Source organism: Paenibacillus sp. FSL H7-0326 (assembly GCF_001955535.1).
In the GTDB taxonomy this organism is placed as follows: Bacteria; Bacillota; Bacilli; order Paenibacillales; family Paenibacillaceae; genus Paenibacillus; species Paenibacillus shunpengii.
This window is the reverse complement of record NZ_MPVN01000004.1, coordinates 1-25,650: the sequence shown is the minus strand read 5'-3', so window position 1 is coordinate 25,650 and position 25,650 is coordinate 1. Positions and strand designations below refer to the sequence as shown.

The following is a 25,650-nucleotide window of genomic DNA, read 5'->3' as shown; positions in this document are numbered from 1 at the left end:
TTTCATACTAGATTTGCAGACAAAAGTCTCAAACTCAGTAAGCCTTCTACTCTACTCTGCTATCTAAAAAAGCGGCTGAATTGCCGCTCAAGAACTATTCATTACTTGCGTTTAGGGATCTGAATCACAATTTCGTAATGATCTTCATGATCCGATTCCTTCGTCTTAATATCCATGCCTGAACCAGACACCATATCTATGGATTGGCGAATCGTATTTAGTGCCAGTCGCACATCCTTTGTAAAGGAGATACGTTTGGATTTCTTAACGGTTGTCGCTTCCTTATAAAAAGCAACTCTTGCTTCGGTTTGTTTAACATTCAGCTCTTTGCTGATGATTTCTTCTAACAATTTCAGCTGTAACTCCAATTGATCCAGTGACAATAAAGCTCTGGCATGTCGCTCCGAAATTTTACGTTCCATCAGTGCATTCTTCACTTCTTCAGGAAGCTGCAGGAGTCTGATTTTGTTCGCAATCGTAGACTGACTTTTGCCAAGACGCTGTGCAAGGCTCTCTTGTGTCAGCTGATGTAAGTCTATTAACTTCTGATAGGCAACTGCTTCTTCTATGGCCGTAAGCCCTTCACGCTGCAGATTTTCAATGAGAGCAATAGAAGCCGCTTGAGAATCATTAAATTCTCTTACAATCGCTGGGATATGGTCCATTCCAAGCTTCTTCACGGCACGCCAGCGTCTCTCACCCGCAATAATCTCATACTGGGAATTACGAATACGGACTACAATCGGCTGAATAACACCATGCGTTTTGATCGTCTGGCATAACTCATCAATCTTCTCGTCATCAAAAATCGTACGGGGCTGATACGGGCTGCTGACAATTTCGTTAATCGGAATTTGCTTTACTTCATCCCCGCCACTGCGTTCCGTCAAACCAAATAACTTAGAAAATTGTTCTTTCATTCCGTATATTACCACCTAATTTCATAATAGTGCCTTGAAGGACACTTCACTGTCTTACCTTCGCTTCGGTATACAAAGAATTACAGCATGCTACACCTGAGTATGTAAAAGTTAAAAATATCAGTAGGAATGGTGTTGATGCTCCACTTTATACGACATAAACTCACGATATATAAATTAGACTGAACTACAATGAAGCTTCCGACATCTTAATACGGCATAGATCAAATTGATGTCTGAATCTCCCATTCATTCTACTATGTATTCTATCACTTTTTCTCGCATAATCCTATTCAACAATCGATTTATTTCTTTCTTTTCCGCTATGAAAATAAGCTGTGAAAACACAACATGTTTTATGCCTAATCTACTCTTTTTTCTGTTAAACAAGTTAGAATTCAATGGTCAACTTAATAAAAGAGATTTCATTAATGGAAACATGATTAGTGGAGAGCAGCATGATAGAACAACTTCATGTAATTCCCTAAGAGGTAAGCTTGGTGGCAGGTGATAGCTCAAAATCGAGCTGCGGCGTGGGATCTATGCATTTGAATAAGAAGCCGGAACCAAATGGGAATGGAATAGGAACATGAACTTGAATAGGAATTTGATGATCTACCTACTCCTTGTATCTAGAATGTGATTGCTTGAGACCTCGTCAAATCGTGTACTATCCATTCACAAAAAAAAAGAGAATGTTTCACGTGAAACATTCTCTTTCTATCTATTTTACAAGCGGCATTTTCAGTGGAGTTCCTGGTTTGCGAGGATACTTCTTCGGTGTGCTGCTTGTTTTGCCGATGACAATAATATGTCTCGCCGATTCTTCAACCGGCAGCTGGAAAGCATGCGTGTCGATCACCTTCGCCTTCAGCTCCTTCAGGCTGAATTCAGCATCCTGCAATTCTTCCGTCGGATCGCTCCCCTTCATCGCGGCAAAGATACCATCCTTCCGGACAAAAGGCAGACAGAATTCATTCAGTACAGCCATTCGAGCAACCGCTCGTGCAGTAACCAGATCATAATGATCTCGATATCCTGTCCGTCTTCCCAGCTCTTCTGCACGGCCATGGATAAGCTCTACGCCGTTAAGGCCCAGCGTATCTACGATATGCTGAAGGAAATTGATTCTTTTATTCAATGAATCAATAATCGTAAGCTTTAAATGCGGATAACAAATCTTCAATGGGATACCGGGAAATCCGGCTCCGGACCCTATATCTGCAATGGTCTGAATCTTGTTCATATCCACATAGAAAGAAAGGGAAACGGAGTCGTAAAAATGCTTCGTATAGACCTGCTCCCGCTCCGTAATTCCCGTCAAATTCATTTTTTCATTCCAGGATACCAGCTCTTTATAATAAAGCTCAAATTGCTCCAACTGTTTCTCCGTAAGAGATATACCCCGTGGATCTAAACGATCCTGCAGCTGCTGCTGTATTTGATCCATCGTTACCCCCTAGATGCCGTTACCCGATTGTAATGTTCCAAATACACGAGCAAGATCGAAATATCAGCAGGTGTCACACCTGAAATACGGGATGCTTGACCAATGGAGATCGGGCGAATCTGTTCAAGCTTCTGTTTCGCCTCCATAGCCAGACCATGTATGTCATTGTAATCGATGGAGTCTGGAATTTTTTTCTTCTCCATTTTTTGAAGTCGTTCTACATGGATTAATTGCTTCTCAATATAGCCCGCATATTTAATTTGAATCTCAACTTGCTCCTTCATTTCTGCATTTAAATCTTCAGGTGAAGGAGAGATTTGTTCAATAATGCAGTAGGAGATCTCAGGACGTCTCATCAGCGTAAGCAAGGTTGTACCATCCTGAAGCGGAGCCGAATCCAGGCTTGCGAGCAGCTCATTCACTTCCGATGGGCGGATTCTCGTTGTGCGCAGACGTTCAATTTCTTGATCTACTTTTTCCTTCTTATCGAGGAATCGCGCATAACGTTCTTCTGAGATCAAGCCAATTTCTTTGCCCAATGGAGTCAGACGCAGATCTGCATTATCATGGCGAAGCAGCAAACGGTATTCGGCGCGTGAAGTGAGCAAACGGTATGGCTCATTCGTCCCCTTCGTGACCAGATCATCGATCAGGACACCAATATAGCCTTGCGAACGATCCAGCACCACTGCCTCTTTACCTTGGGCTTTGCGTGCTGCGTTGATACCTGCCATAATTCCTTGACCTGCTGCTTCTTCATAACCGGATGTACCGTTAATCTGGCCTGCGGTGAATAGACCCGGCAGACGCTTCGTTTCCAGTGAAGGAAGCAGCTGTGTCGGTACCATGGCGTCGTATTCGATCGCATATCCATTTCGCATCATCTCTACATTTTCCATCCCAGGAATGGAACGAAGCACTTGCAGCTGAACATCCTCTGGCAAGCTGGTGGACAGACCTTGAACGTAATATTCCTTCGTATTCTTGCCTTCCGGCTCAAGGAAGATTTGGTGCTTCGGCTTATCGCTGAAACGAACAATCTTATCCTCAATAGATGGGCAATATCTTGGTCCTGTTCCTTCTATTACACCAGAGAACATCGGAGCACGGTGAAGATTGTCATTAATGATCTGATGGGTCACAGTCGACGTATATGTCAGCCAGCAAGGGAGCTGTTCATTATCTGAACCTTCAGTCTCATAAGAGAAAAATTTAGGCTCATCATCCCCTGGCTGAATCTCTGTCTTCGAGAAATCAATCGTATCCTTATGCACCCGCGGCGGTGTTCCCGTCTTGAAACGAACGAGCTCAAAGCCCAGCTCCTTCAAGTGATCTGACAGCTTAATGGAGGGCTGCTGGTTGTTAGGACCGCTCTCATACATCAGCTCGCCCATAATGACTTTCCCGCGCAAATACGTACCTGTTGTAATAACTACCGATTTAGCTCGGTATTCCGTTCCTGTCTGGGTGATCACACCAACACACTGCCCATCTTCTACGATCAGACGATCCACCATGCCTTGACGCATCGTCAGGTTCGGTTCCTTCTCCATCGTCTCTTTCATCGTATGCTGGTAAGAGAATTTATCTGCCTGCGCTCGCAGCGCATGAACGGCAGGTCCTTTCCCTGTATTCAACATCCGCATTTGAATAAAGGTCTTGTCAATATTGCGACCCATCTCACCGCCGAGTGCATCAATCTCACGAACGACATGCCCTTTGGCAGGTCCGCCAATCGACGGGTTACACGGCATGAATGCAATCATGTCCAGATTGATGGTTACCATCAGCGTTTTACAACCCATCCGTGCAGCAGCCAGTGCTGATTCTACACCTGCGTGACCGGCACCAACGACGATGACATCAAACGTTCCGCCATCATATCCCATTGTCCTTACCTCCTTATAATCAGGAAATACTTCCTTGTTTGATTCTTATACAATTAAATCGGGCTTCAATTCATCCGATCGATAATAGCTATAGTACTGAGCATATGAATGCTCTTCTCAAGCACCATCCTTCATTATAACGAATCCTTCTGCTTAAGTTAAGATGCAGCTTACTACATTCGTGATTCGTGCATAATGTGAACAGCATTGTCAGCTGTAGGCTAACGGCTTACCCTTTATTTACCCAAACAGAATTGAGAGAAGATTTGATCAATCAGCGCATCATGTGCTGTATCCCCCACGATCTCTCCTAGATGCTCCCATGCCATTCGTACATCGATCTGAATCATATCAATCGGAATATACTGCTCAGCGGCCTCGTAGGCATCACGTAAAGATTGGTTTGCCTTTTTCAACAAGGAAATATGGCGCACATTGCTCACATACGTCAGATCGGCTGATTCCAGGCTGCCGCTGAAGAATAACTGAGATATCGCTGCTTCAAGTGCATCGATCCCTTCCTCGGCTTTTACAGACATCGGGACAATAAGTTCAGGATCGACGTAGCGCTCTAGAATCTCTCGATTAGCCTGAGTTGGGAGATCGATCTTATTCATGACAATGATCGCTTGTCGTCCTTTGATCTGTTCAAGCAGTTCGATCTCATCATCGTGAATCGGCTCGCTCGCATTGACTACCATTAAGATCAAGTCTGCCTCACTAAAAGCCGTCCTCGAACGTTCGACCCCGATCTTCTCAACGACATCCATCGTCTCCCGAATCCCAGCAGTATCGAGCAGCTTCAGCGGAATGTTGTTAATCGTAACAAATTCTTCAATGACATCCCGTGTCGTTCCAGGAATATCTGTTACAATCGCACGATTGTCCTGGGCGAGTGTATTCAGCAGCGAGGATTTGCCGACGTTTGGTCTTCCTACAATCGCTGTTGTAATACCTTCTCTTAATATTTTTCCTTGTTCTGCTGTTTTTAACAGCTTGGCAATCTCATTCATCACAAAAGATGATTTTTCTTTAATGAATTCCGAGGTGAGTGACTCCACATCATGCTCTGGATAGTCGATGTTTACCTCAATATGAGCAAGCGTCTCTACCAGCGTGTGTCTCAAATCTTTAATCTTGGTGGAGAGCGATCCTTCTACCTGCTTCAATGCGACAGAGAATGCCCGGTCTGACTTCGAACGAATCAGATCCATAACGCCTTCGGCCTGTGACAGATCAATTCTGCCATTCAAAAAAGCCCTCTTCGTAAATTCGCCAGGCTCGGCGACCCGGATATTCAGCTGAAGAAGTAAATCCATAATCCGTTTAACGGAAATAACGCCGCCGTGAGAACTGATTTCAACTACATTTTCTGTTGTAAAAGAGCGCGGAGCTCTCATGACAGTAACCAGCACCTCTTCTATATGCCCTTTACTGTCTGGATCTATAATGTGTCCATAATGAACGGTGTGGGAATCTACAAGATGAAGAGGTTTTTTACTTTTGAATATTTTCTCTACTTCTGTAATTGAATCCGGACCACTTACTCGAATCACTGCAATCCCCGCTTCACCAACGGCCGTGGAGATCGCAGCTATGTTATCACTAATCAAGAGGTTCACCTTCTTTACCATTTATATAAAGACTCGCCCATACTATGAAAAAAGCAATGGCTCCTGCATCCCGCAGAAAGCCATTGCGTATTCGCAAAATTTCTCATTGAATTACATCATTTAGGTGTGATCACTACTCTACGGTTAGGCTCCTCGCCCTTACTGTAAGTCTTAATCTGACGGTGATGCTGCAGCTTCGCATGAATAACTTTGCGTTCCTGAGACGACATCGGTTCAAGTATTACTTCTTTCCCTGTACGAATAACTTGTAATGCGAGACGTTCAGCCAGCTCCTCCAACGTCTTGCGGCGCCGCTGCCTGAAGTTCTCTGCGTCCAGCACAATTCGAACAAAGCTTGTAGAGTGCTTATTCGCAACGATGTTTGCAAGGTATTGAAGTGCATCCAGCGTCTGCCCTCGACGACCGATGATCAGACCTAAATTATCGCCAGTTATATTAAAGATTTTTCCGTCTCTGTTTTTCTTTATATCAATATCAACCTCTAGCCCCATGCCAGCAGCTACTTCTTTAATGAATTCACTTGCTTCGTAATAGGGGTCTGCCTCAGACACAGAAGATATCGATTCTGTTAAGCTTGAAATTTGGATCCGGTCAGGCTCAGTTACGACGGACTCGCTCTTGCGTTTAGGTATAAGGGTTAGTTCCACTTTAGCGGGCTTAACGCCGATAAGTCCAAGAAATCCTCTGGATGGCTGCTCTAAGACGTTTAACGTAACCGATTCCCGGCTGACACCAAGCTCAGTTAATCCTTTCATGACAGCATCTTCTATCGTTTTACCTGTCGCAATGACGGTGGTCATATAGAACGCCCTGCCTCCTTCACCACAAGCTGATTACTTTCTTTTCTTCTTCTTTTTCTTGTTGCCTTGCGATCTGTTAGCACCACTGCCTGATTTAGCTTGTCCCTTGCTGGAGCTCGTCGCAGCCTGAACATTAGCGGCAGCCAAATGCTTATCGTTATTACGATACAAGAAGAAGTTTTGTACGATGGTATAAATGTTGGAATAGAACCAGTACAACGGCAAAGCAGATGCGAACTGGTAAGACATAACGAACATCAGAATCGGATATACCCACAGCATAAATTGCATAGGACCTTGCTGCTGACTTGGGTTTTGCTTCATCATGTACCAGGTTTGGAAGAACATCGACACAGCAACGAGAATCGGCAGGACAAATGATGTATCCGGTGAGCCGAGTTCCATCCATAGGAACGTATGCTGACTGATATTGGAATTCATATAGATTGAATTGTAAAGAGCAATATATATTGGCATCTGGATGATCAAAGGTAGACATCCTGCCATCGGATTGACTTTATGCTCTTGGAACAACTTCATTGTTTCTTGTTGCAGCTTCTCAGGATTATCCTTGTACTTTGTTTGGATCTCCTTGATTAGGGGCTGAACCCTCTGCATGTTTCTAGAGCTTTTAACTTGTTTAATGGTTAATGGGAGAATCAATGTACGAACAATAAGCACTAAGACCAGTATGGCTAGACCATACTCTCCATTAAACCAATTCGCAAAAGTATCTAGAGCGAGTGAGAACCAGTAAACAACGTTACTTCTCCAAAATGAATCACTGTTTTTTAAGTCTTCCGTGGTCAAGTGTGCGGACGGATTCGTAGAACAGCCTGCTAACACGGAGACCAAAGCGATGACAGCGATAAGAAGGAGCCATTTTCTACCCTTCATTGACATGAATCGCGACACTTCATAACCCCTCTCTTAACCTTTCCATTCCACCGTAAATAATACCATAATTAGAAGAACAAAGAAAACGCTATTTCAAGCGATTTTTCTTGAGCAGCGAAGCTTTTCTCAAGACATGAAGGATACTCTTCTCCATCTCCTGATAACTCATGGAAGCGGCGCCTTTTCTTACGATAAAAACCAGATCCATATGTTCTACTATTTCGGCTTCATGATGACGAATGATTTCTTTAATAATCCTTCTAATACGATTGCGAACAACAGCATTGCCTATTTTCTTGCTGCAAGATACGCCGACTCGAAACTGATCGACATCTTTGCGACGCAATCCATATACCACAAATTGATAGTTGGCAAAGGACTTTCCATAACGGTATACGCGATTAAAGTCGTCCCGGTTTCGTAAACGTAATCTTTTATGCACGAGCAATCTTCTCCTTGCTTACCTGGCAATCCTCAAAAAATGAACATAACTAGTATAGACGATCCGCCAAAAACATAAACGAATCGACCCAAAGTGTATTGATACCTCTATATTTTCAATCAAATGAGCGACATTAAGAAAAAAAGACCACCGTAGTGGTCTTTATGCACGCATTACGCACTTAATACTTTTCTGCCTTTTAGACGGCGGGCTGCCAGAACTTTACGGCCGTTTTTCGTGCTCATTCTTTTCCGGAAACCATGAACTTTCTTACGTTTGCTTACGTTCGGTCTAAATGTTGGTCTCATGTGTATGCACCCCCTTAAAGGAATCCTGTACAGATTGAACTATCTTGTAGAGCTTATGAACTGTATTAATTTGCTTAGCGCAATCCATAACATTATCGAAATTTAATCATTTTCATAAACACAGAAAATGCCTTTATACATTTAAACATGATCAAGTCAAAAAGTCAACTGACTTCATACAGCTTATCATGTTTTACTTACAAGATATATAATGATATTTAAATAATTGTCCACAATAGCAAATAATATCTTTCAATATATATAAATTATACACATGTGGATAACCAATTTGTTTTTTGTGTTTTCTCATCCAGCCCCTATTATTTAGAGGTCCTCCAGCTGTTGGCTGCAAAAGCGGATGTGCGCTTAACGGGATCCGCTTAAATTAGGAAATTGAATTAAATTCTTCTTATATATCCTAAATTAATCGTTTACAAAACATTCAATAATAGTGTAGGATAAGTCTCAGCTAGTTGTATACAAGTATACTTTTGGATAGGAGCGTCATGTCATGCGATATCCTGCTGCTTGGTTACAAGGAGAGTCTCTTGGTGAATATATTGTAAGCGAATTAAGACTGCAAATTATTGATGGCGCCATTCCAGTAGGAGAGGTTTTGTCCGAGAATCGAATCGCCACTCAATTTGGCAGCAGCCGTTCTCCCGTTAGAGATGCATTTAAAACGCTTTCAAATGAAGGCTTGCTTCGATTGGAACGAATGGGCGCTGTTGTGCTTGGTCTTAGTCAACGTGATATGGATGAGCTGTATGACGTTAGATACCTTATTGAAAGCTTTGTCCAGGAGCGATTATCGTTAGATTTGCCAGAGCAGCTGATCATGAAGCTGCAGCAGATCATTGATAAGATGGAGCTATCGGCAAAACATAAGGATCATGTCGAATTTGCTTACCAAGACTTAAGTTTCCATGAAACGATCATAATAGAAGCAAACCACACTCGAATGCTGCATTTATGGAAGAGCATCCGGCAGATTATTATGACAGTTCTGCTGATTACGACAGAGGAAGTTTTCTCTCATGGTCATGAGCGGATCGAAACAGTAATTGAGAAGCACCGCAGACTTATACGTGGACTTGAGTCTCGTAATTCTGAGGTTGTTGCGGATGAGGTTAAGCTTTATTTTGACGATTCACGGCAAACTTTGCATAAAGCATTATGATTTCTCCAAGATAAGTACCAAGGTATTCAAATTGAGAAATGTGCAAGCGCTGTACTTTCTCTTTTTCGCTCAAACTTGTCGACAAGTATACTCGTACTCGATAAAAAGGCTTTAAAATACTTTTGTAAGCGTTTCTCGTTTTACACAACTTTAGAATTTCACTTTAATTGGCTGCAAAGGAGATTTTGAATTATGGATAGTATTTTTGGACTTAGTCATACAGCCACCATGCTGATATGGACACTAATTACGATTGTTATTCTTATCGTATTGATTTCTAAATATAAATGGAATCCATTTGTCTCCCTGTTAATATCCGCCTTAATGCTCGGATTACTTACAGGAATGAACGCAGAAGATGTCATCGGCTCCATAACCGGCGGGGTTGGCGGAACACTCGGAACGATAGCTATTGTTATCGGTCTTGGTACAATGCTCGGTAAAATGATGGCCGAGTCCGGCGGTGCTGAACGTATTGCTACAACGCTGGTTAATCGGTTCGGTCAAAAACGTGTTCACTGGGCGATGATGATCGTTGGTTTTATTGTCGGTATTCCTGTATTTTTTGAAGTAGGTGTTATCCTGCTTATCCCGATCGTCTTTACTGTCGCTCGAAAAACGGGTTTGTCCATTATTAAGATTGGTATTCCTATTCTGGCCGGTCTATCAACCGTGCACGGTCTGGTGCCGCCGCATCCGGCTCCAATGATTGCGATCGATGCATTTGATGCTAACTTAGGTATGACCATTTTCTACAGTATCCTGGTTGGTTTGCCTACTGCGATTATCGCAGGGCCTGTATTCGGTAATATTATTAGCAAAAGAGTACAAGTTGAGCCGCCAGCAGAGCTTGCTGAACAATTCTCATTAAAAAGCGAACGCGAACTCCCTGGCTTTGGTATTACTCTACTGACTATTCTGCTGCCGGTTATTCTAATGCTTGCCGGTTCAGTAGCGATCATTGTTGATCCAGCAGTTACAAATGGTCTTACCCATTTCCTTACTTTTATCGGGAACGAAATTGTTGCACTCCTGATTTCTGTCGTCTTTGCACTGTTCTCTCTCGGATTTGCACGCGGCTTTAACAAAAGCGAAATTTCGAAGTTTACAAGCGAATGTCTGGCTCCTACAGCAAGCATTATTCTGATCATCGGCGGCGGCGGCGCATTTAAGCAAGTGTTGATCGACAGCGGTGTCGGTAATGCGATTGCTGAGCTTGCGACAAGCATTAACATCAACGTTATTCTGTTTGCATGGCTCGTGGCGGCTCTGATCCGCGTTGCAACCGGTTCTGCAACCGTTGCGATGACGACAGCAGCCGGCATCGTTGCTCCAGTTCTTGGAATGTCTCCAGATGTAAGTGTCGAGCTCGTCGTTCTGGCAACAGGAGCAGGTTCCCTCTTCTTGTCCCATGTCAACGATGCCGGTTTCTGGATGATCAAAGAATTTTTCAATATGTCTGTATCCCAGACGTTAAAAACCTGGTCCGTTATGGAATGTATTCTTTCTGTAGTGGCACTGATTCTTATTTTGCTATTAAGCTTTGTCATCTAAAAACTCCATATAGTACACTGGATATATGTACACTTCAATGAGAATTGCCTAACACGAAGCTGAACTGCTAGCTTCGTGTTAGGCAAATTGCGTTACTAAATACATTTTAGAAAGAAGGCTCTTACGTTATGAAATCATACATGCTTGGTATTGATATCGGGACAACGAGCACGAAATCGGTCCTGTTTGAAGAGAATGGACAAGTGGTTGCAAAAGCAAGTGAGGAATACCCGCTCTATACCCCTGTTCCCGATGCAGCGGTTCAGGATCCGGAGGAAATCTTCCATGCCGTCATCCATACAGTTAAAGAAGCCATGAAGACAAGCGGCGTTACACCTGACCAAGTAATGTTTGCTTCCTTCAGTACAGCGATGCACAGTATGATCGCCATGGATGCAGCAGGGAACCCACTTACTCCATGCATCACCTGGGCAGATAATCGCAGTAACGAATGGTCTAGAAAATTAAAGGATGAGCTGAACGGGCACGAGATCTATCGCCGCACCGGAACTCCAATTCATCCGATGTCCCCTCTTGCCAAGCTGCTATGGCTCAAACATGATCACACCGAGCTGTTTAATCAATCAGCCAAATTCATTTCGATCCGTGAATACGTTACATTCAAGCTGTTCAATGAATATGTAGTCGATCATTCTATAGCCTCTGCAACAGGACTGATGAATCTTGAACAGCTGAATTGGGACGAAGAAGCGCTGCAGATTGCAGGAATTACTCCAGAACGCTTGTCCAAGCTTGTACCTACGACACATATTCTCGAAGGCTTAAGTGAAAAATATGCGGCAGAGATGGGCTTGTCTGCCTCCACTCCATTCGTTGTAGGAGCTACCGATGGTGTATTGTCCAATCTCGGTGTAAACGCCATACGCCCTGGTGAAGTGGCAGCTACGATCGGGACAAGCGGAGCAATCCGCACCGTTGTAGACAAGCCGGTAACTGATCCAAAAGGACGTACGTTCTGCTACGCTTTGACAGAGAAGCATTGGGTTGTCGGCGGGCCTGTCAATAATGGAGGCATGATATTCCGCTGGGTTCGTGATGAAATGGCAGCCAGCGAAATAGAAACAGCCAAACGTCTCGGTATCAGCTCGTATGATGTACTTACTCGTATCGCTGCACGTGTCAGCCCTGGTGCAGACGGACTGCTCTTCCATCCGTTCTTAGCCGGCGAGAGAGCCCCACTGTGGAATCCTGATGCCAGAGGCTCCTTCTTTGGCCTTACACTGCACCATAAGAAGGAGCATATGATTCGTTCCGTACTTGAAGGCGTCATTTTTAACCTCTATACGGTTCTGCTTGCCATGAAGGAACAAATGGGTCAGCCAAGCCGGATCCTGGCTACAGGCGGATTTGCACGCTCTCCACTATGGCGTCAGATGATGGCCGATATCTTTGATCAGGAAGTCGTTGTACCTGAGAGCTTCGAGAGCTCATGTCTCGGCGCTGTTGTCCTTGGTCTATATGCTACAGGACGCACAGATTCGCTTGAGATTGTCTCAGAGATGGTGGGAACGACTCATGCCCACAAGCCGGATCAAAACCATGTAGCGATCTACCAGGAGCTGCTTCCGATCTTTATCCGTATATCCCGTAAGCTGACGGAAGAATATGAGGATATTGCGAAGTTCCAGCGAGAACATATTACCGCAACCGAATAGATTTAACATTTGGCAAAAGAGCCGATCATAATGATCGGCTCTTTTGCATATCCTAGTTTCAATACGATTAATGAATCGTTATATAAATTGATCGGCTATGATTACAACCTCAAAAATATCCTCAGAGTGATTTACTCACTTTCCTTCGTTATCCACAGACCTAACTTCACTAGAGATACACAGGCTGCCTCCAATTGTTCAACAGATTTCTTCAATGCTAGAGGACAAGATGTGAATAATTATTATCGCCTTTTGGGCATTCTTGTCGAAAACTAAACAGATTATAAACAATATATAGTGTTGTGATTAAAAATTATACACAAGTTATTGAATTTGTGGATAAAATCCTGAGATCCGTTGAAATATAAGCTTTCTTTTGCTATGATTATATTACTTTTGGATGTGAATATATGTTTTGATCCATAATATTATCAACAGCCTGTGGATAAAGTTGTGAACAATTTTAAGTTGTTCATTCTTTTTTTGTCTGAGGTCTTTTGGACACTGGGGATAAATTCTACAATATAAATTTTATTTCGACATTCCGCTCATGGCTCTGGGCCACATTTGGACGATTAAAAGGAGTGACAGTCTGTGGACAGCCATACTTCCGAACTATGGCAGCAAATACTATCAATAATTCAAACCAAGCTTAGCAAACCCAGCTATGACACCTGGTTTAAGGCGACCAAAGCCATTAAGCTGAATGATCAGTCTATCGTCATATCAGCACCCACTACGTTCGCTGTAGAGTGGCTGGAGAGCCGCTATACGAAACTTGTCGGTTCAACCGTTTATGAACTGCTCGGAAAACAAGTGGACGTTAAGTTTGTCATAGAAGAACACAAGACGGCTGAGCCGGATCCGCAGCAAGTGATCACGCCTCCTCCAGTACCACAAGAAGAGGCAATGGCACATATGCTTAATCCGAAGTACACTTTTGACACGTTTGTCATCGGCCCGGGCAACAGATTTGCACATGCAGCATCACTTGCAGTTGCAGAAGCCCCTGCCAAAGCGTACAATCCGCTCTTCTTATATGGAGGAGTTGGACTCGGCAAGACACACCTCATGCATGCCATAGGGCACTACATTTTGGAGCATAACCCCAGCAGTAAGGTCGTTTACCTCTCATCGGAGAAATTCACGAATGAATTCATTAATTCCATCCGCGACAACCGTGGTGAGAATTTTCGCAATAAATATCGCAATGTCGACATTTTGCTGATTGATGATATTCAATTTTTGGCCGGTAAGGAATCGACACAGGAAGAGTTCTTCCATACGTTTAATGCACTGCATGAAGAACATAAGCAGATTATTATCTCTAGTGACCGGCCGCCGAAGGAAATTCCGACACTTGAAGAACGGCTGCGCTCCAGGTTTGAATGGGGACTTATAACCGATATCCAGCCTCCGGATCTTGAGACGCGAATCGCCATTCTTCGCAAGAAGGCCAAGGCAGAGAATCTCGATATTCCGAATGAGGCAATGATGTATATTGCCAATCAGATCGATACGAACATCAGAGAACTTGAAGGGGCCCTTATTCGTGTGGTAGCATACTCGTCTCTGACCAATCAGGACGTAACAACACATCTGGCAGCAGAAGCACTCAAGGATATCATTCCATCAAGCCGTCCGAAGATTATTACCATTCAGGATATTCAGCAGAAGGTTGGCGAATATTACAATCTGAAGCTTGAAGATTTCAAGGCTAGAAAAAGAACCAAAGCGGTGGCCTTCCCAAGGCAGATTGCGATGTATCTATCTCGAGAATTGACTGACTTTTCCTTGCCTAAGATCGGAGAAGCATTCGGGGGACGGGATCATACAACCGTCATTCATGCGCATGAGAAAATAACACAATCGATAAAGAGCGATCAGGAACTGTTTAAAGTTATCAACAATCTTATCGAGAAAATCAAAAACCCAACTTAACAAGTACAAAGCCTATGCACAATCTGTACACATGTGGATAGGCTTAATTTTATGCCGTTTGTAGGGCTTATCCACATATTCAGTGCGCCTATTACTATTACTACTATTTTTTAATAAATACTACATCAATATAGATGCGTCTTAACGACGCGAAATTTCGAAAAAGTTAAGTACGTTAGTCAGCAACATCAAGCTTATATTCCCCAAGGAGTGAAACTATGAAAATCAGCATATTGAAAAGCTACCTGAATGAATCCATTCAACATGTATCCAAGGCGATCTCCAGCAGAACCACGATCCCTATTCTTACGGGCATCAAATTTGATGTGAATTATCAAGGCGTTACGCTTACTGCAAGTGATACAGATATTTCTATTCAATCGTTTATCCCTTTAGAAGAGGATGGAAAGACCATTGTTTCTGTAGAGCAGGCAGGTAGTGTTGTTTTACCCGCTAAGTTTTTTGTCGAAATTATTAAGAAGCTGCCATCTCAGGAAGTTCACATGGAAGTCAAAGACAACTTCAATACCTTTATCTCTGCCGGAGCAACAGAAATTCAGCTCGTTGGACTCGATCCCGAGGAATTCCCTATTCTTCCAAGCATTGAAGAGAACCAAACCTTGTCCATTCCTGGTGATCTGCTCAAGAATATGATTAAGCAAACGGTATTCTCCATTTCCACTCATGAGACAACACCTATTTTGACTGGCGTATTATGGAGTCTGGCTGATAATGAGTTCAAATTTGTGGCAACTGACCGCCACCGCCTTGCAACCCGCTCTGCTCATATCGAAGGAGCCGATGAGATCAAATTCCACAATATTGTAATCTCAGGAAAAACACTAAATGAGCTGAGTAAAATTATCCCTGATCAAAATTCACTCGTTGATATCGTCGTTGCTGACAACCAGGTGCTGTTCAAGATTGACCGTGTATTATTCTATACCCGCATTCTGGATGGAACTTACCCTGATACTTCTAGAATTATTCCGAGCTCCTACAAAACAGAACTCGTATTAGAAACAAAGAAGCTCAGCGAATCGATCGATCGCGCGTATTTGCTGTCCCGTGAGGAAAAAACAAACATCGTTCGTATGCAGACACTGGATAACGGTGATATTGAAATTTCATCCAGCTCCTCTGAGCTAGGTAAGGTGCGTGAAGAGCTACAAGTAAAAGATTTCAAAGGGGAGCCGCTCAAAATCTCCTTCAACTCGAAATATATGCTTGATGTGCTCAAAGTCGTCGAGAGTGAAGAGCTTATGATCTCCTTCACCGGCGTGATGAGCCCAATTATCCTAAAACCGACGGACAACAGCTCAAGCCAGTATGTCATTCTGCCATACCGTACAACGAACTAGAGCTGTGTATTATTTTTTTTGAAATAAAAAGTTATTCACATGAGAGGAAGTTTTCCGTGAAAAAAATAGTTATCCACAGTGAATATATTAAGCTCGATCAGTTTCTAAAGCTGGCCGATTGTGTTCCGACAGGTGGAATGGCGAAGGCGCTGCTCCAGGAGCAGGCTGTCAAAGTAAATGGTGAGATCGAAGAGAGACGGGGCCGTAAGCTGTATGCTGGAGATCTGGTAGCCGTTGATGGGGAAGGCGAATTCCAGGTCGAAGAAGCGAAATAGAAGAGCGAACACCTGCTGCTTCCTCAAGAGGCGAGAGGCAAGGGAGGATGTAAAGTGTGTTTGTAAGTGACATTGAACTGAATCAATACCGAAATTACGAGCATTTGAAGCTCGAGTCCTTTGGGCCGGTTAACCTGATTATTGGTCAGAATGCTCAGGGCAAGACGAACCTGGTTGAGGCGATATACGCTTTGGCACTAACGAAGAGTCATCGGACCTCTAAAGACAAGGAACTCATTCGATTCAATGCCTCGAGCGCGCATATCAGTGCACATGTGGATAGAAGGTACGGAACAATTCAGCTTGATTTATCGTTATCCCAGCAAGGCAAAAAAGCAAAGATTAACGGTCTGGAGCAGCGTAAGCTCAGTGATTTTATCGGCAGCCTGAATGTGGTCATGTTTGCGCCGGAGGATCTGGAGATCGTCAAAGGGACACCGGGGGTTCGCCGCCGGTTCCTTGACATGGAGATTGGACAGGTCGCTCCAGGCTATATTTATCATCTCCAGCAGTATCAGAAGATTCTGGTCCAGCGAAATAATCTGCTGAAGCAGTTATGGGGTGCTTCGGAATCTCAGCAGGTGATGCTCAGCGTATGGAATGAGCAATTAGCAGAGCATGGTGTTAAAATCGTTAAAAAAAGGAAACAATTCATAAAGAAGCTGCAAAAATGGGCGGAAACGATTCATGAAGGCATTACAGGGGGCAAAGAGAAGCTTGAGCTTGCTTATGTTCCATCCTTTGCCGATGCCCTCGAAGAAGATGAAGCTGTTTTATTAGACCTTTTTATGATAAAATTATCACAAACCAAGGATCAGGAGATCCGAAGAGGCACAACGCTAACCGGTCCTCATCGCGACGATCTATCCTTCTTTATTAACGGCCATGAAGTACAAACCTATGGATCACAGGGGCAGCAGAGAACGACCGCTCTGTCACTCAAGCTGGCAGAGATCGAGCTGATCTGCGAGGAGATTGGTGAATATCCGGTTCTGCTTCTGGATGACGTACTATCTGAGCTTGATCCATACCGTCAGACGCAGCTAATTGAAACGTTCCAGAGCAAAGTTCAGACGTTTATAACCGCAACAGGGGTTGAGACACTAAATACCAGCAAGCTCCATGATGCTCATATCTATCATGTACAGGCTGGTCACGTGGAACGTTAAGGAGATGAACGGACAATGTATATCCACCTGGGCGGAGACAAGATTATCCGCTCTTCCGAGCTCGTTGCTATTTTTGATATATCGATTGAAAAATCGTCCAAAATATCGAAGCAGTATATTACTTACTCTAAACAGGAAAAAAACCTGGAGATCATTGGAGAAGAAGAAGCGAAGTCGATTGTCGTTACCAAGAGCACGGTTTACTATTCCCCAATCTCTTCGACCACTCTCAAGAAAAGAGCGAATGTTCTAAGCGATATATAATGATTTATTGAGGAGTATCGTCATCTTGCGATAAGAGCAAGGAGGCGGTACTTTTATAACGCATTTGGCACTTTTATATACAGTCATAACACAATTATCAGATCCACTCTAATCTAGTGAAGTAGGTGAAAGGCATGTCTATGAATCAACCGACATATGGTGCAGATGAGATTCAGGTCCTTGAAGGACTTGAGGCCGTCAGAAAACGTCCAGGGATGTATATCGGCTCTACGAGCTCGAAAGGCTTGCATCACCTCGTATGGGAAGTCGTGGATAACAGTATCGATGAAGCTCTTGCAGGCTACTGTGATCAGATTGATGTGACGATCCACGAAGATAACAGCATTACCGTTGTCGATAACGGTCGGGGGATCCCTGTAGCAGAACAGGCCAAGATGAAGAAATCTGCCCTTGAGGTTGTTATGACCGTCCTTCACGCTGGAGGTAAATTCGGCGGCGGCGGATATAAAGTTTCTGGGGGGCTCCATGGTGTAGGTATTTCCGTCGTGAATGCTCTGTCCACCAAGGTTAGCGTTATTGTTAAACGTGATGGGCACATTTATCAGCAGGAATACCGCCGTGGTGTTCCAGAGTATGATGTCAAAGTCATCGGTGATACCGACGAAACGGGAACAACGACAACGTTCTATCCGGATCCTGAGATCTTTACGGAAACGACCGTATTTGAGTATGATATCCTGCTTACTCGTATTCGTGAGCTGGCGTTCCTAAACAAAGGAATTGGCATCAGCATTACGGATGAGCGCTCCGGTGATTCAAGCTCGTTCCATTATGAGGGCGGGATCAAGGAATATGTACAATACCTTAACAGCAAGAGAGAGGTTCTTCATGAGCAGCCAATCTATGTCGAAGGGCAGCGTGAGAACATTCAGGTGGAGGTAGCCCTCCAATACAACGACAGCTATACAGAGAATATCTACTCCTTTGCGAATAATATTAACACCCATGAGGGCGGTACTCATGAATCCGGCTTCAAGAGTGCATTGACACGGATCATTAATGACTACGCTCGTAAGGCTGGCGTTATCAAGGATAATAGCAGCAACTTAACAGGGGATGACGTGCGTGAAGGATTGACAGCTATTATCTCTGTCAAGATCCCGGAACCGCAGTTTGAGGGACAAACCAAAACCAAGCTTGGCAATAGTGAAGTGCGCGGAGTTGTGGAATCCCTGTTTGCAGAGAAGCTGCAGGAGTTCCTGATTGAGAACCCTTCTGTTTCCCGCCGGATTCTGGATAAAGCCCTGCAAGCGTCTAGAGCGAGAGAAGCAGCGCGTAAAGCTCGTGAGATGACTCGTCGTAAGAGCGTTCTTGAAGTGAGTGCTCTGCCTGGTAAACTCGCTGACTGCTCGTCGAAGGATGCTTCGATCAGTGAGCTGTACATCGTTGAGGGTGACTCCGCAGGTGGATCGGCGAAGCAGGGACGGGACCGCCATTTCCAAGCGATTTTGCCGCTCCGCGGTAAGATTCTGAACGTAGAAAAAGCGAGACTCGATCGAATTCTCTCAAATGCCGAGATTCGTGCGATTATTACAGCGCTCGGTACGGGGATCGGCGATGATTTCGATATCGAGAAGGCACGTTATCATAAAGTGATTATTATGACCGATGCCGACGTCGATGGAGCCCACATCCGAACCCTTCTGCTCACGTTCTTCTACCGCTATATGCGCAAAATTATTGAAGCGGGCTTTGTGTATATCGCTCAGCCGCCGCTCTTCAAGATCGAGCGCAATAAGACTGTCCGCTATGCAGGTTCAGAGGCTGAGCGTGACCTCATTCTAAAGGAGTTCGGCGAGGGCGTTAAGGTCAATGTACAGCGTTACAAAGGACTTGGAGAGATGAATGCCGGTCAGCTGTGGGAGACGACGATGGACCCAGAGAGCCGCACGATGCTTCAGGTGTCTATAGGGGACGCAATGATCGCGGACACCATGTTTGATACCCTGATGGGAGACAACGTAGAGCCTAGACGCGACTTCATTCAGGAGAATGCAAGATACGTCAAGAATCTCGACGTTTAGTATTCATATTAAACAATATGTTTTACAGAAGGGGCCGGTATGGCCCCTTTTTCTGATTTGCAGTAGACGGGATGGCAGTTGAATAACTTCTATGGCAGAGAGTATTTAGGAGCTTACGCGAACGCTAGATTTTGCTGCGAATGGTTACATTCGTACTCTACCGTAAGCTCTAGCGTACTTTTTGATTTTTCGATAAATGCTCTTGTCCGGTAAATAACCGAACACATACAAGCCAGGAGACGTATTAACCTCAAGAATCCACGGTCTTACTTTCTCATCTAGAGCAATGTCGAGGCCGAGCTCCTTAATGCCGGGATAGTTCTTTTCCATCTGTCTTGCCGTTTTGAGAGCGAGAGAGTTCAGTTCTTTCTTGAATTTCTTTGTCCCGGCTTCTCCGAGATAGGGCTTTAACAAAGCTTCAAAAGAAGCAATGTGACCGCCGCCGTTAATATTAGTCACAATTTTTCCTTTTGCAGCGACTTTACCGATAATGCCGGTAGCTTCCCATTTGCCCTGAGGGTTCTTCTGAGCCATCACTCTTAGATCGAATGGGCAGCCTTGATGCTTAAGAAGTCTGATCCCGCGCTGAATTAAATATGACTTTCCATTCATTCGCTTTTGTATCTTTTGATGCAGGGCTGTAACGGTAGTGTACGTTTTTTTCGTTTTTTCATAATGGAGAACATGCTCGGATTCATTTGATGAATGGGTCTCATCGCTGCTAGAATTTGGTTTCTCTACCCGCATAATTCCTTTGCCATGAGATCCATGCTCTGGTTTCACATATACCGTACGATGGGAGTTCAGCATTTTCTCTAGATTATTCTGATTGTACTTGCGAGTTTCTGGAACATAGACAGCGATCTGAGGATCTTTTAAGAGAACAGCTGTCTTTTTCCATTTGCTTGAGACACGTCGGATGCTCACTTAACCACTCCTTTATTACTTAATCAAATGTAGTCAATAAATTCGCGAAGTATCATACCTGCCGGAGGAAATCCATAGGACAAGGAGAAAAATCAGTGGTATAATAGAGGAATATGGCGTTTTGTGTGGATATGAGTAATATTGTGCAGCTGAATGTCCATTCTGAATTTGTACAGTATATGGTTTGCTCTTCAAAACAGGAAGGGCATATCCCTATAGATAGGTCCAATTAGAAGCGTGAATACGTTTAATAATGGACTTTTTGTCTAGGCTAGTAATAGAGAGAAATTCATTAGAAGATTTGGGCGTTAAAGCCTTGTTAGGCTTTTCACAAATACATTTTCAGCTTAACAATGTTGTTTGATAGACAAGAAGGAGGTCCAGCATGGCGGATCAAAATAACTCGCAAATTAAAGACCGCGATATTGGCGAAGAAATGCGCGAGTCCTTTATGGACTATGCGATGAGTATCATCGTCAGCCGTGCTTTGCCTGACGTTAGAGACGGGCTTAAACCAGTGCACCGTCGTATTCTGTTTGCAATGTCGGAGCTTGGAATGGCACCTGACAAGCCTTACAAGAAATCAGCGCGTATCGTCGGCGAAGTTATCGGTAAGTATCACCCGCATGGAGACTCGGCCGTATATGAAACTATGGTACGGATGGCCCAAGATTTCTCAATGCGTTATATGCTCGTTGATGGCCATGGTAACTTTGGTTCCATTGATGGAGACATGGCGGCGGCAATGCGTTATACGGAAGCACGTTTGTCCAAGATTGCGATGGAGATGCTTCGTGATATTAATAAAGATACGATAGATTTTATACCTAACTATGACGGGGAAGAGCACGAGCCTGTCGTTCTCCCTGCTAGATATCCTAATCTGCTCGTAAACGGTGTAGGCGGTATTGCCGTAGGGATGGCGACAAATATTCCACCGCATAATTTGGGAGAAGTCATCGATGGGGTTCACGCAATGATCGAGAATCCTGATATTGATTCTCTAGAGCTGATGGAATATATCAAGGGTCCTGACTTCCCGACTTCTGGATTTATTCTTGGCCGCTCTGGTATTCGTCAGGCTTATCAAACGGGCCGCGGAACGGTTACGATGCGTGCAAGAACGACCATTGAAGAAGTGAATAACAAAGCAAGAATTATCGTGCATGAAATTCCATATCAAGTGAATAAAGCACGTCTTGTAGAGAAGATCGCAGAGCTTGTACGGGAGAAGAAGATTGAAGGTATTACAGATCTTCGGGATGAATCCGACCGCAGCGGTATGCGAATTGTTATTGAGCTGCGCCGCGATGTGAATCCGAACGTGGTACTTAACAATCTGTATAAGCATACTTCCATGCAATCCAATTTCGGTATAAACATGCTGGCCATCGTTAATAACGAGCCTAAGATTCTGAGCCTGCGTGATGTTCTGTATCACTACTTACAGCATCAGATTACGGTTATTCGCCGTCGTACGGAATTCGAACTTCGCAAAGCAGAAGCTCGTGCCCATATCCTCGAGGGATTGCGGATTGCACTCGATCATATTGATGAGATCATCGCTTTGATCCGTGCTTCTGCAACGACAGATGCTGCGAGAGAAGGATTGATTGAGCGCTTTGAACTTAGTCATGATCAGGCACAGGCTATCCTTGATATGCGTTTGCAGCGTCTTACAGGACTCGAACGCGAGAAGATTGAGAACGAATATAACGAGCTTCTTGCCAAGATTGCAGAATATCGCGAGATTCTGGCGAATGAGCATTTGGTGCTTGAGATTATTCGTGATGAGCTGCAGGAAATCAAAGAACGTTACAATGATGAGCGCTGCACAGAGATTACGGTAGGCGAAGAAAGCATTCTTGATGAGGATCTGATTCCGCGCGAGGATGTGGTAGTTACGATTACCCACACCGGTTACATTAAGCGTCTTCCGGTCTCCACATACCGTTCACAGAAGCGAGGCGGCCGTGGTGTCGTGGGTATGGATACCAAGGACGAGGATTTCGTAGAGCATTTGTTTGTAACCAATACTCACAATTATCTGATGTTCTTCACGGACAAAGGTAAGGTGTACAGGCTCAAGGCTTATGAAATTCCTGAGCTTGGCCGTACCGCTAGAGGAACGCCAATCATTAATATGATTCAGATCGAGCAAGGGGAGACTGTCAACGCGGTAATTGAGGTTGAAGAGTTCGAAAGCGAGAAGTTCTTGTTCTTCGCCACCAAGCATGGCGTTGTGAAGAAGACCCCGCTCGAAGATTATGTAAATATCCGCAAGGGCGGACTTATAGCTATCCACTTGCGTGAGGACGATTCCCTTATTGAAGTGAAGCTTACCGATGGCAAACAAGAGATGATTCTCGGCACAGCTCAAGGTATGTCGATTCGTTTCTCTGAAGATGATGTCCGTTCGATGGGACGAAGCGCGACAGGGGTCAAAGGCATAAACCTGGACGAAGAGGATTCGGTCATCGGTATGGATATTGTCGATTCAGAGCTTGAGGTTCTCATTGTTACGGCTAACGGATACGGCAAACGTACACCGGTGTCGGACTATCGTATTCAAAGCCGTGGTGGTAAAGGGATCAAGACGATCAACATTACGGAGAAGAATGGTCCAGTTGTCAGCCTGAAGGTCGTGAAGAACGAAGAAGACTTGATGATTATAACAACAAGCGGAACACTGATGCGCATGAGTATGGAGGGAATCTCCACGATGGGTCGTAACACTCAAGGGGTGAGACTCATTCATACACGCGAGGATGATTCAGTAGCAACGGTATGCAGAACAGATAAAACAGAAGAAGAGGAATTAGAGGCTATTGAGGATGTAGCTCTTATTTCCGAATCGGGTGCCTTGTCTGAAGATGCTGCAGAACCGGTTACAGAAGACAGTGAAGAGAGCAGTCTTATTGATCCGGAAACGGATTCTGAGAACGAAGAATAGGTTATCAAGAGAGATCCCATAATGGGGTCTCTTTTTTTAGATTAACCATATAGAAATGCTAAAGGTGAGACCTTAAATAAAAGATAATTAGGTCATAAACTCGCAATATACACAAGTTACCTGTAGGGATATAATGGAAAATAGAATAATATTTTTAATACTGCTAGATTACTGTGTTAGGAACGGAGCGTTAGCGTAATGGTTATGATGTCAATTATCGAATTAAAGCCAGGGACAAAGCTGGCCAAGGATGTACATACACCGCTGGGGGGACTCCTTCTATCCAAAGGAAAAGTGATCCTTCCACGAGATCTAGAAATTTTGCGAGCGTTTCTTGTACAGACCGTAGAAGTAGATATGAATACAGTGGGTTCTTCAGAAGGAGGATCTGCATATAGCACGCAGGAAGAGCAGGAGAAACAGATACAGGTAGACCAGCAGATCGCAGAGATTATAAATACAGCAGATGTTACTTCTTTTGAGGAAGAGTATGAGCGTATGGTCACTTTGACGAAGAAGGCTTTTAATGAGGCCATGGCATTTGAGGTTCCTGTTTTCGAGCTTCGTACCCAATTTTCGATTCTTATACTACATTTAAAAAACGATCAAGTGCTTCATTTTAGTCCACGGTCGATAAAAAGAGATGATTATATGTACCACAATGCTGTATTGACAGCTCTAACCTCCTATTTAATCGCACAGTGGTGTGAGCTGCCTCAAAGGGACTGGATACAAGTCGCACTCGCAGGCCTGCTTCATAATATCGGTAATATTAAAGTGTCACCTGAGATCTTGTACAGTACTAAACCGCTGGGTAAGACAGAAGAGGAAGAAGTAAGAAAACATACGACCCACGGATATACAATTCTTAAGAACGTAAAAGCGATCAATGACGGGGTAAGATTAACTGCACTTCAGCACCACGAAAAAATCGATGGTTCGGGTTACCCGCTGCGGCTGGAGGGGCATCAGATCCATACGTATTCGAAAATTGTTGCCGTGGCAGATATATTCCATGCCATGACGCTCGAGAGACCGTATAAGAGCTCGCAATCACCTTACCTGGTACTGGAACAGATTATGCAAGAGTCTTTCGGGAAGCTTGATCCGAAGATCGTACAAACCTTTATTCGTAAAGTGACACAATTTCATAATGGAGCGGTAGTCGAGCTGAGCGATCATCGCAGGGGGAGTATCATATTTACCGATCGAGATCACCCAACGCGTCCAATGGTAGCTGTAGAGGGAGCTATTGTAAATCTAGTGGCAGAGCGTCAGCTCTATATCAAGAGAGTAATAAATGAGTAACATATCAGGGGGTATCTCCATCTCAATTGTAGAAAGAGATACCTTCTATAGTAGATAAAACAATAGAAAATAAATTACTTAAAGAAAAAGCTTGCATTATATTTTTATACATGGTATATTCTAATTCCGGCCAAGAAATAAGCCGTTTCAAACAAGAACATGGCAAGTAAGCTTCGATCAGAAGTTGAAAAAAACTTTTAAAAAAAGCTTGCATTTCTAAACCGGACATGATATGATATAAAAGTTGCTGACGACGAGGGTTGAAACGCAACGAAGTTGATCTTTGAAAACTGAACAACGAGTGAGCAGCATTTTCGAAGAAAATGCTTAGCGAGATCATTCGGTACGTGTCGCAAGACCGTATGAATGGTTGAGCAAAATAAAGAGAACATTACGTTCTCGTCAGTTTTTCTAATTGAGCTTAATCGCTCTCTTTTTTGGAGAGTTTGATCCTGGCTCAGGACGAACGCTGGCGGCGTGCCTAATACATGCAAGTCGAGCGGAGTAAGGTGAAACTTGTTTCACCTAGCTTAGCGGCGGACGGGTGAGTAACACGTAGGTAACCTGCCCATAAGACTGGGATAACTACCGGAAACGGTAGCTAATACCGGATAGGTTCTTCTCTCGCATGGGAGGGGAAAGAAAGACGGAGCAATC

20 protein-coding genes and 1 rRNA gene are annotated in these 25,650 nt (G+C 44.0%); 12 read left to right on the top strand and 9 right to left on the bottom strand.

What is annotated here, in order from left to right; all coding sequences use genetic code 11:
* Window positions 1-101 precede the first annotated feature (101 nt).
* The 8 genes from noc to rpmH form a co-directional block, all read right to left on the bottom strand.
* The gene (noc, locus tag BK126_RS19020; RefSeq protein ID WP_076314143.1) at window positions 102-920 is read right to left on the bottom strand and encodes a nucleoid occlusion protein; all 819 of its coding nucleotides are present in this window, start codon (window positions 918-920) and stop codon (window positions 102-104) included.
* Between the two features lie 724 nt (window positions 921-1,644).
* Window positions 1,645-2,370 carry a 16S rRNA (guanine(527)-N(7))-methyltransferase RsmG gene (gene rsmG / locus BK126_RS19015; protein ID WP_076314142.1) on the bottom strand — a complete coding sequence of 242 codons (726 nt, stop codon included), beginning with the start codon at window positions 2,368-2,370 and terminating at the stop codon, window positions 1,645-1,647.
* Window positions 2,371-2,372: 2 nt separating this feature from the next.
* Window positions 2,373-4,259: a tRNA uridine-5-carboxymethylaminomethyl(34) synthesis enzyme MnmG gene (gene mnmG / locus BK126_RS19010; RefSeq protein ID WP_076314141.1), complete on the bottom strand. Its 1,887-nt coding sequence runs from the start codon at window positions 4,257-4,259 to the stop codon at window positions 2,373-2,375.
* Window positions 4,260-4,495: 236 nt separating this feature from the next.
* On the bottom strand, window positions 4,496-5,872 hold the full coding sequence (gene mnmE / locus BK126_RS19005; protein WP_076314140.1) for a tRNA uridine-5-carboxymethylaminomethyl(34) synthesis GTPase MnmE: 1,377 nt from the start codon (window positions 5,870-5,872) through the stop codon (window positions 4,496-4,498).
* Window positions 5,873-5,988: 116 nt separating this feature from the next.
* A complete protein-coding gene (jag, locus tag BK126_RS19000) occupies window positions 5,989-6,693 on the bottom strand; it encodes an RNA-binding cell elongation regulator Jag/EloR (RefSeq protein WP_076314139.1) in 705 nt (234 codons plus the stop codon).
* 33 nt (window positions 6,694-6,726) lie between these two features.
* Window positions 6,727-7,608 carry a YidC/Oxa1 family membrane protein insertase gene (locus BK126_RS18995; protein ID WP_177178735.1) on the bottom strand — a complete coding sequence of 294 codons (882 nt, stop codon included), beginning with the start codon at window positions 7,606-7,608 and terminating at the stop codon, window positions 6,727-6,729.
* A gap of 70 nt (window positions 7,609-7,678) precedes the next feature.
* On the bottom strand, window positions 7,679-8,032 hold the full coding sequence (gene rnpA, locus BK126_RS18990) for a ribonuclease P protein component (RefSeq protein WP_047912558.1): 354 nt from the start codon (window positions 8,030-8,032) through the stop codon (window positions 7,679-7,681).
* Between the two features lie 173 nt (window positions 8,033-8,205).
* Entirely contained in the window at window positions 8,206-8,340 is a 135-nt protein-coding gene (gene rpmH, locus BK126_RS18985; protein WP_039295761.1) for a 50S ribosomal protein L34, read from the bottom strand.
* Window positions 8,341-8,851: 511 nt separating this feature from the next.
* On the opposite strand from rpmH, the gene BK126_RS18980 reads away from it, so the two are divergent.
* The 9 genes from BK126_RS18980 to gyrB all read left to right on the top strand — a co-directional run bounded on the left by BK126_RS18980 (window position 8,852) and on the right by gyrB (window position 19,805).
* On the top strand, window positions 8,852-9,520 hold the full coding sequence (locus BK126_RS18980; protein ID WP_076314138.1) for a GntR family transcriptional regulator: 669 nt from the start codon (window positions 8,852-8,854) through the stop codon (window positions 9,518-9,520).
* A 192-nt stretch (window positions 9,521-9,712) separates the two neighbouring features.
* Window positions 9,713-11,074, top strand: coding sequence for a GntT/GntP/DsdX family permease (locus tag BK126_RS18975; protein WP_076314137.1), 1,362 nt, complete (start codon window positions 9,713-9,715; stop codon window positions 11,072-11,074).
* Window positions 11,075-11,202: 128 nt separating this feature from the next.
* Window positions 11,203-12,750, top strand: coding sequence for a gluconokinase (gntK, locus tag BK126_RS18970; RefSeq protein WP_076314136.1), 1,548 nt, complete (start codon window positions 11,203-11,205; stop codon window positions 12,748-12,750).
* 594 nt (window positions 12,751-13,344) lie between these two features.
* Window positions 13,345-14,691 carry a chromosomal replication initiator protein DnaA gene (gene dnaA / locus BK126_RS18960; protein WP_076314134.1) on the top strand — a complete coding sequence of 449 codons (1,347 nt, stop codon included), beginning with the start codon at window positions 13,345-13,347 and terminating at the stop codon, window positions 14,689-14,691.
* A 218-nt stretch (window positions 14,692-14,909) separates the two neighbouring features.
* Complete coding sequence (gene dnaN / locus BK126_RS18955; protein ID WP_076314133.1) at window positions 14,910-16,052, top strand: DNA polymerase III subunit beta; 1,143 nt, start codon at window positions 14,910-14,912, stop codon at window positions 16,050-16,052.
* A gap of 56 nt (window positions 16,053-16,108) precedes the next feature.
* Window positions 16,109-16,327 carry a S4 domain-containing protein YaaA gene (yaaA, locus tag BK126_RS18950; protein WP_047912552.1) on the top strand — a complete coding sequence of 73 codons (219 nt, stop codon included), beginning with the start codon at window positions 16,109-16,111 and terminating at the stop codon, window positions 16,325-16,327.
* A 56-nt stretch (window positions 16,328-16,383) separates the two neighbouring features.
* Entirely contained in the window at window positions 16,384-17,496 is a 1,113-nt protein-coding gene (gene recF, locus BK126_RS18945) for a DNA replication/repair protein RecF (RefSeq protein WP_076314132.1), read from the top strand.
* 15 nt (window positions 17,497-17,511) lie between these two features.
* The gene (gene remB / locus BK126_RS18940) at window positions 17,512-17,760 is read left to right on the top strand and encodes an extracellular matrix regulator RemB (protein WP_047912550.1); all 249 of its coding nucleotides are present in this window, start codon (window positions 17,512-17,514) and stop codon (window positions 17,758-17,760) included.
* Window positions 17,761-17,894: 134 nt separating this feature from the next.
* On the top strand, window positions 17,895-19,805 hold the full coding sequence (gene gyrB / locus BK126_RS18935; protein ID WP_076314131.1) for a DNA topoisomerase (ATP-hydrolyzing) subunit B: 1,911 nt from the start codon (window positions 17,895-17,897) through the stop codon (window positions 19,803-19,805).
* A gap of 144 nt (window positions 19,806-19,949) precedes the next feature.
* On the opposite strand, the gene BK126_RS18930 is transcribed toward gyrB, so the two are convergent.
* On the bottom strand, window positions 19,950-20,732 hold the full coding sequence (locus BK126_RS18930; protein WP_076314130.1) for a YheC/YheD family protein: 783 nt from the start codon (window positions 20,730-20,732) through the stop codon (window positions 19,950-19,952).
* Window positions 20,733-21,117: 385 nt separating this feature from the next.
* Here BK126_RS18930 and gyrA point away from each other — a divergent pair, with 385 nt between their 5' ends.
* From gyrA to BK126_RS18915, 3 genes are all read left to right on the top strand, one after another.
* Window positions 21,118-23,685: a DNA gyrase subunit A gene (gene gyrA / locus BK126_RS18925; protein ID WP_076314129.1), complete on the top strand. Its 2,568-nt coding sequence runs from the start codon at window positions 21,118-21,120 to the stop codon at window positions 23,683-23,685.
* Between the two features lie 198 nt (window positions 23,686-23,883).
* On the top strand, window positions 23,884-24,993 hold the full coding sequence (locus BK126_RS18920) for an HD-GYP domain-containing protein (protein ID WP_076314128.1): 1,110 nt from the start codon (window positions 23,884-23,886) through the stop codon (window positions 24,991-24,993).
* Window positions 24,994-25,427: 434 nt separating this feature from the next.
* Window positions 25,428-25,650 (top strand): 16S ribosomal RNA (locus BK126_RS18915); the annotation flags it as partial.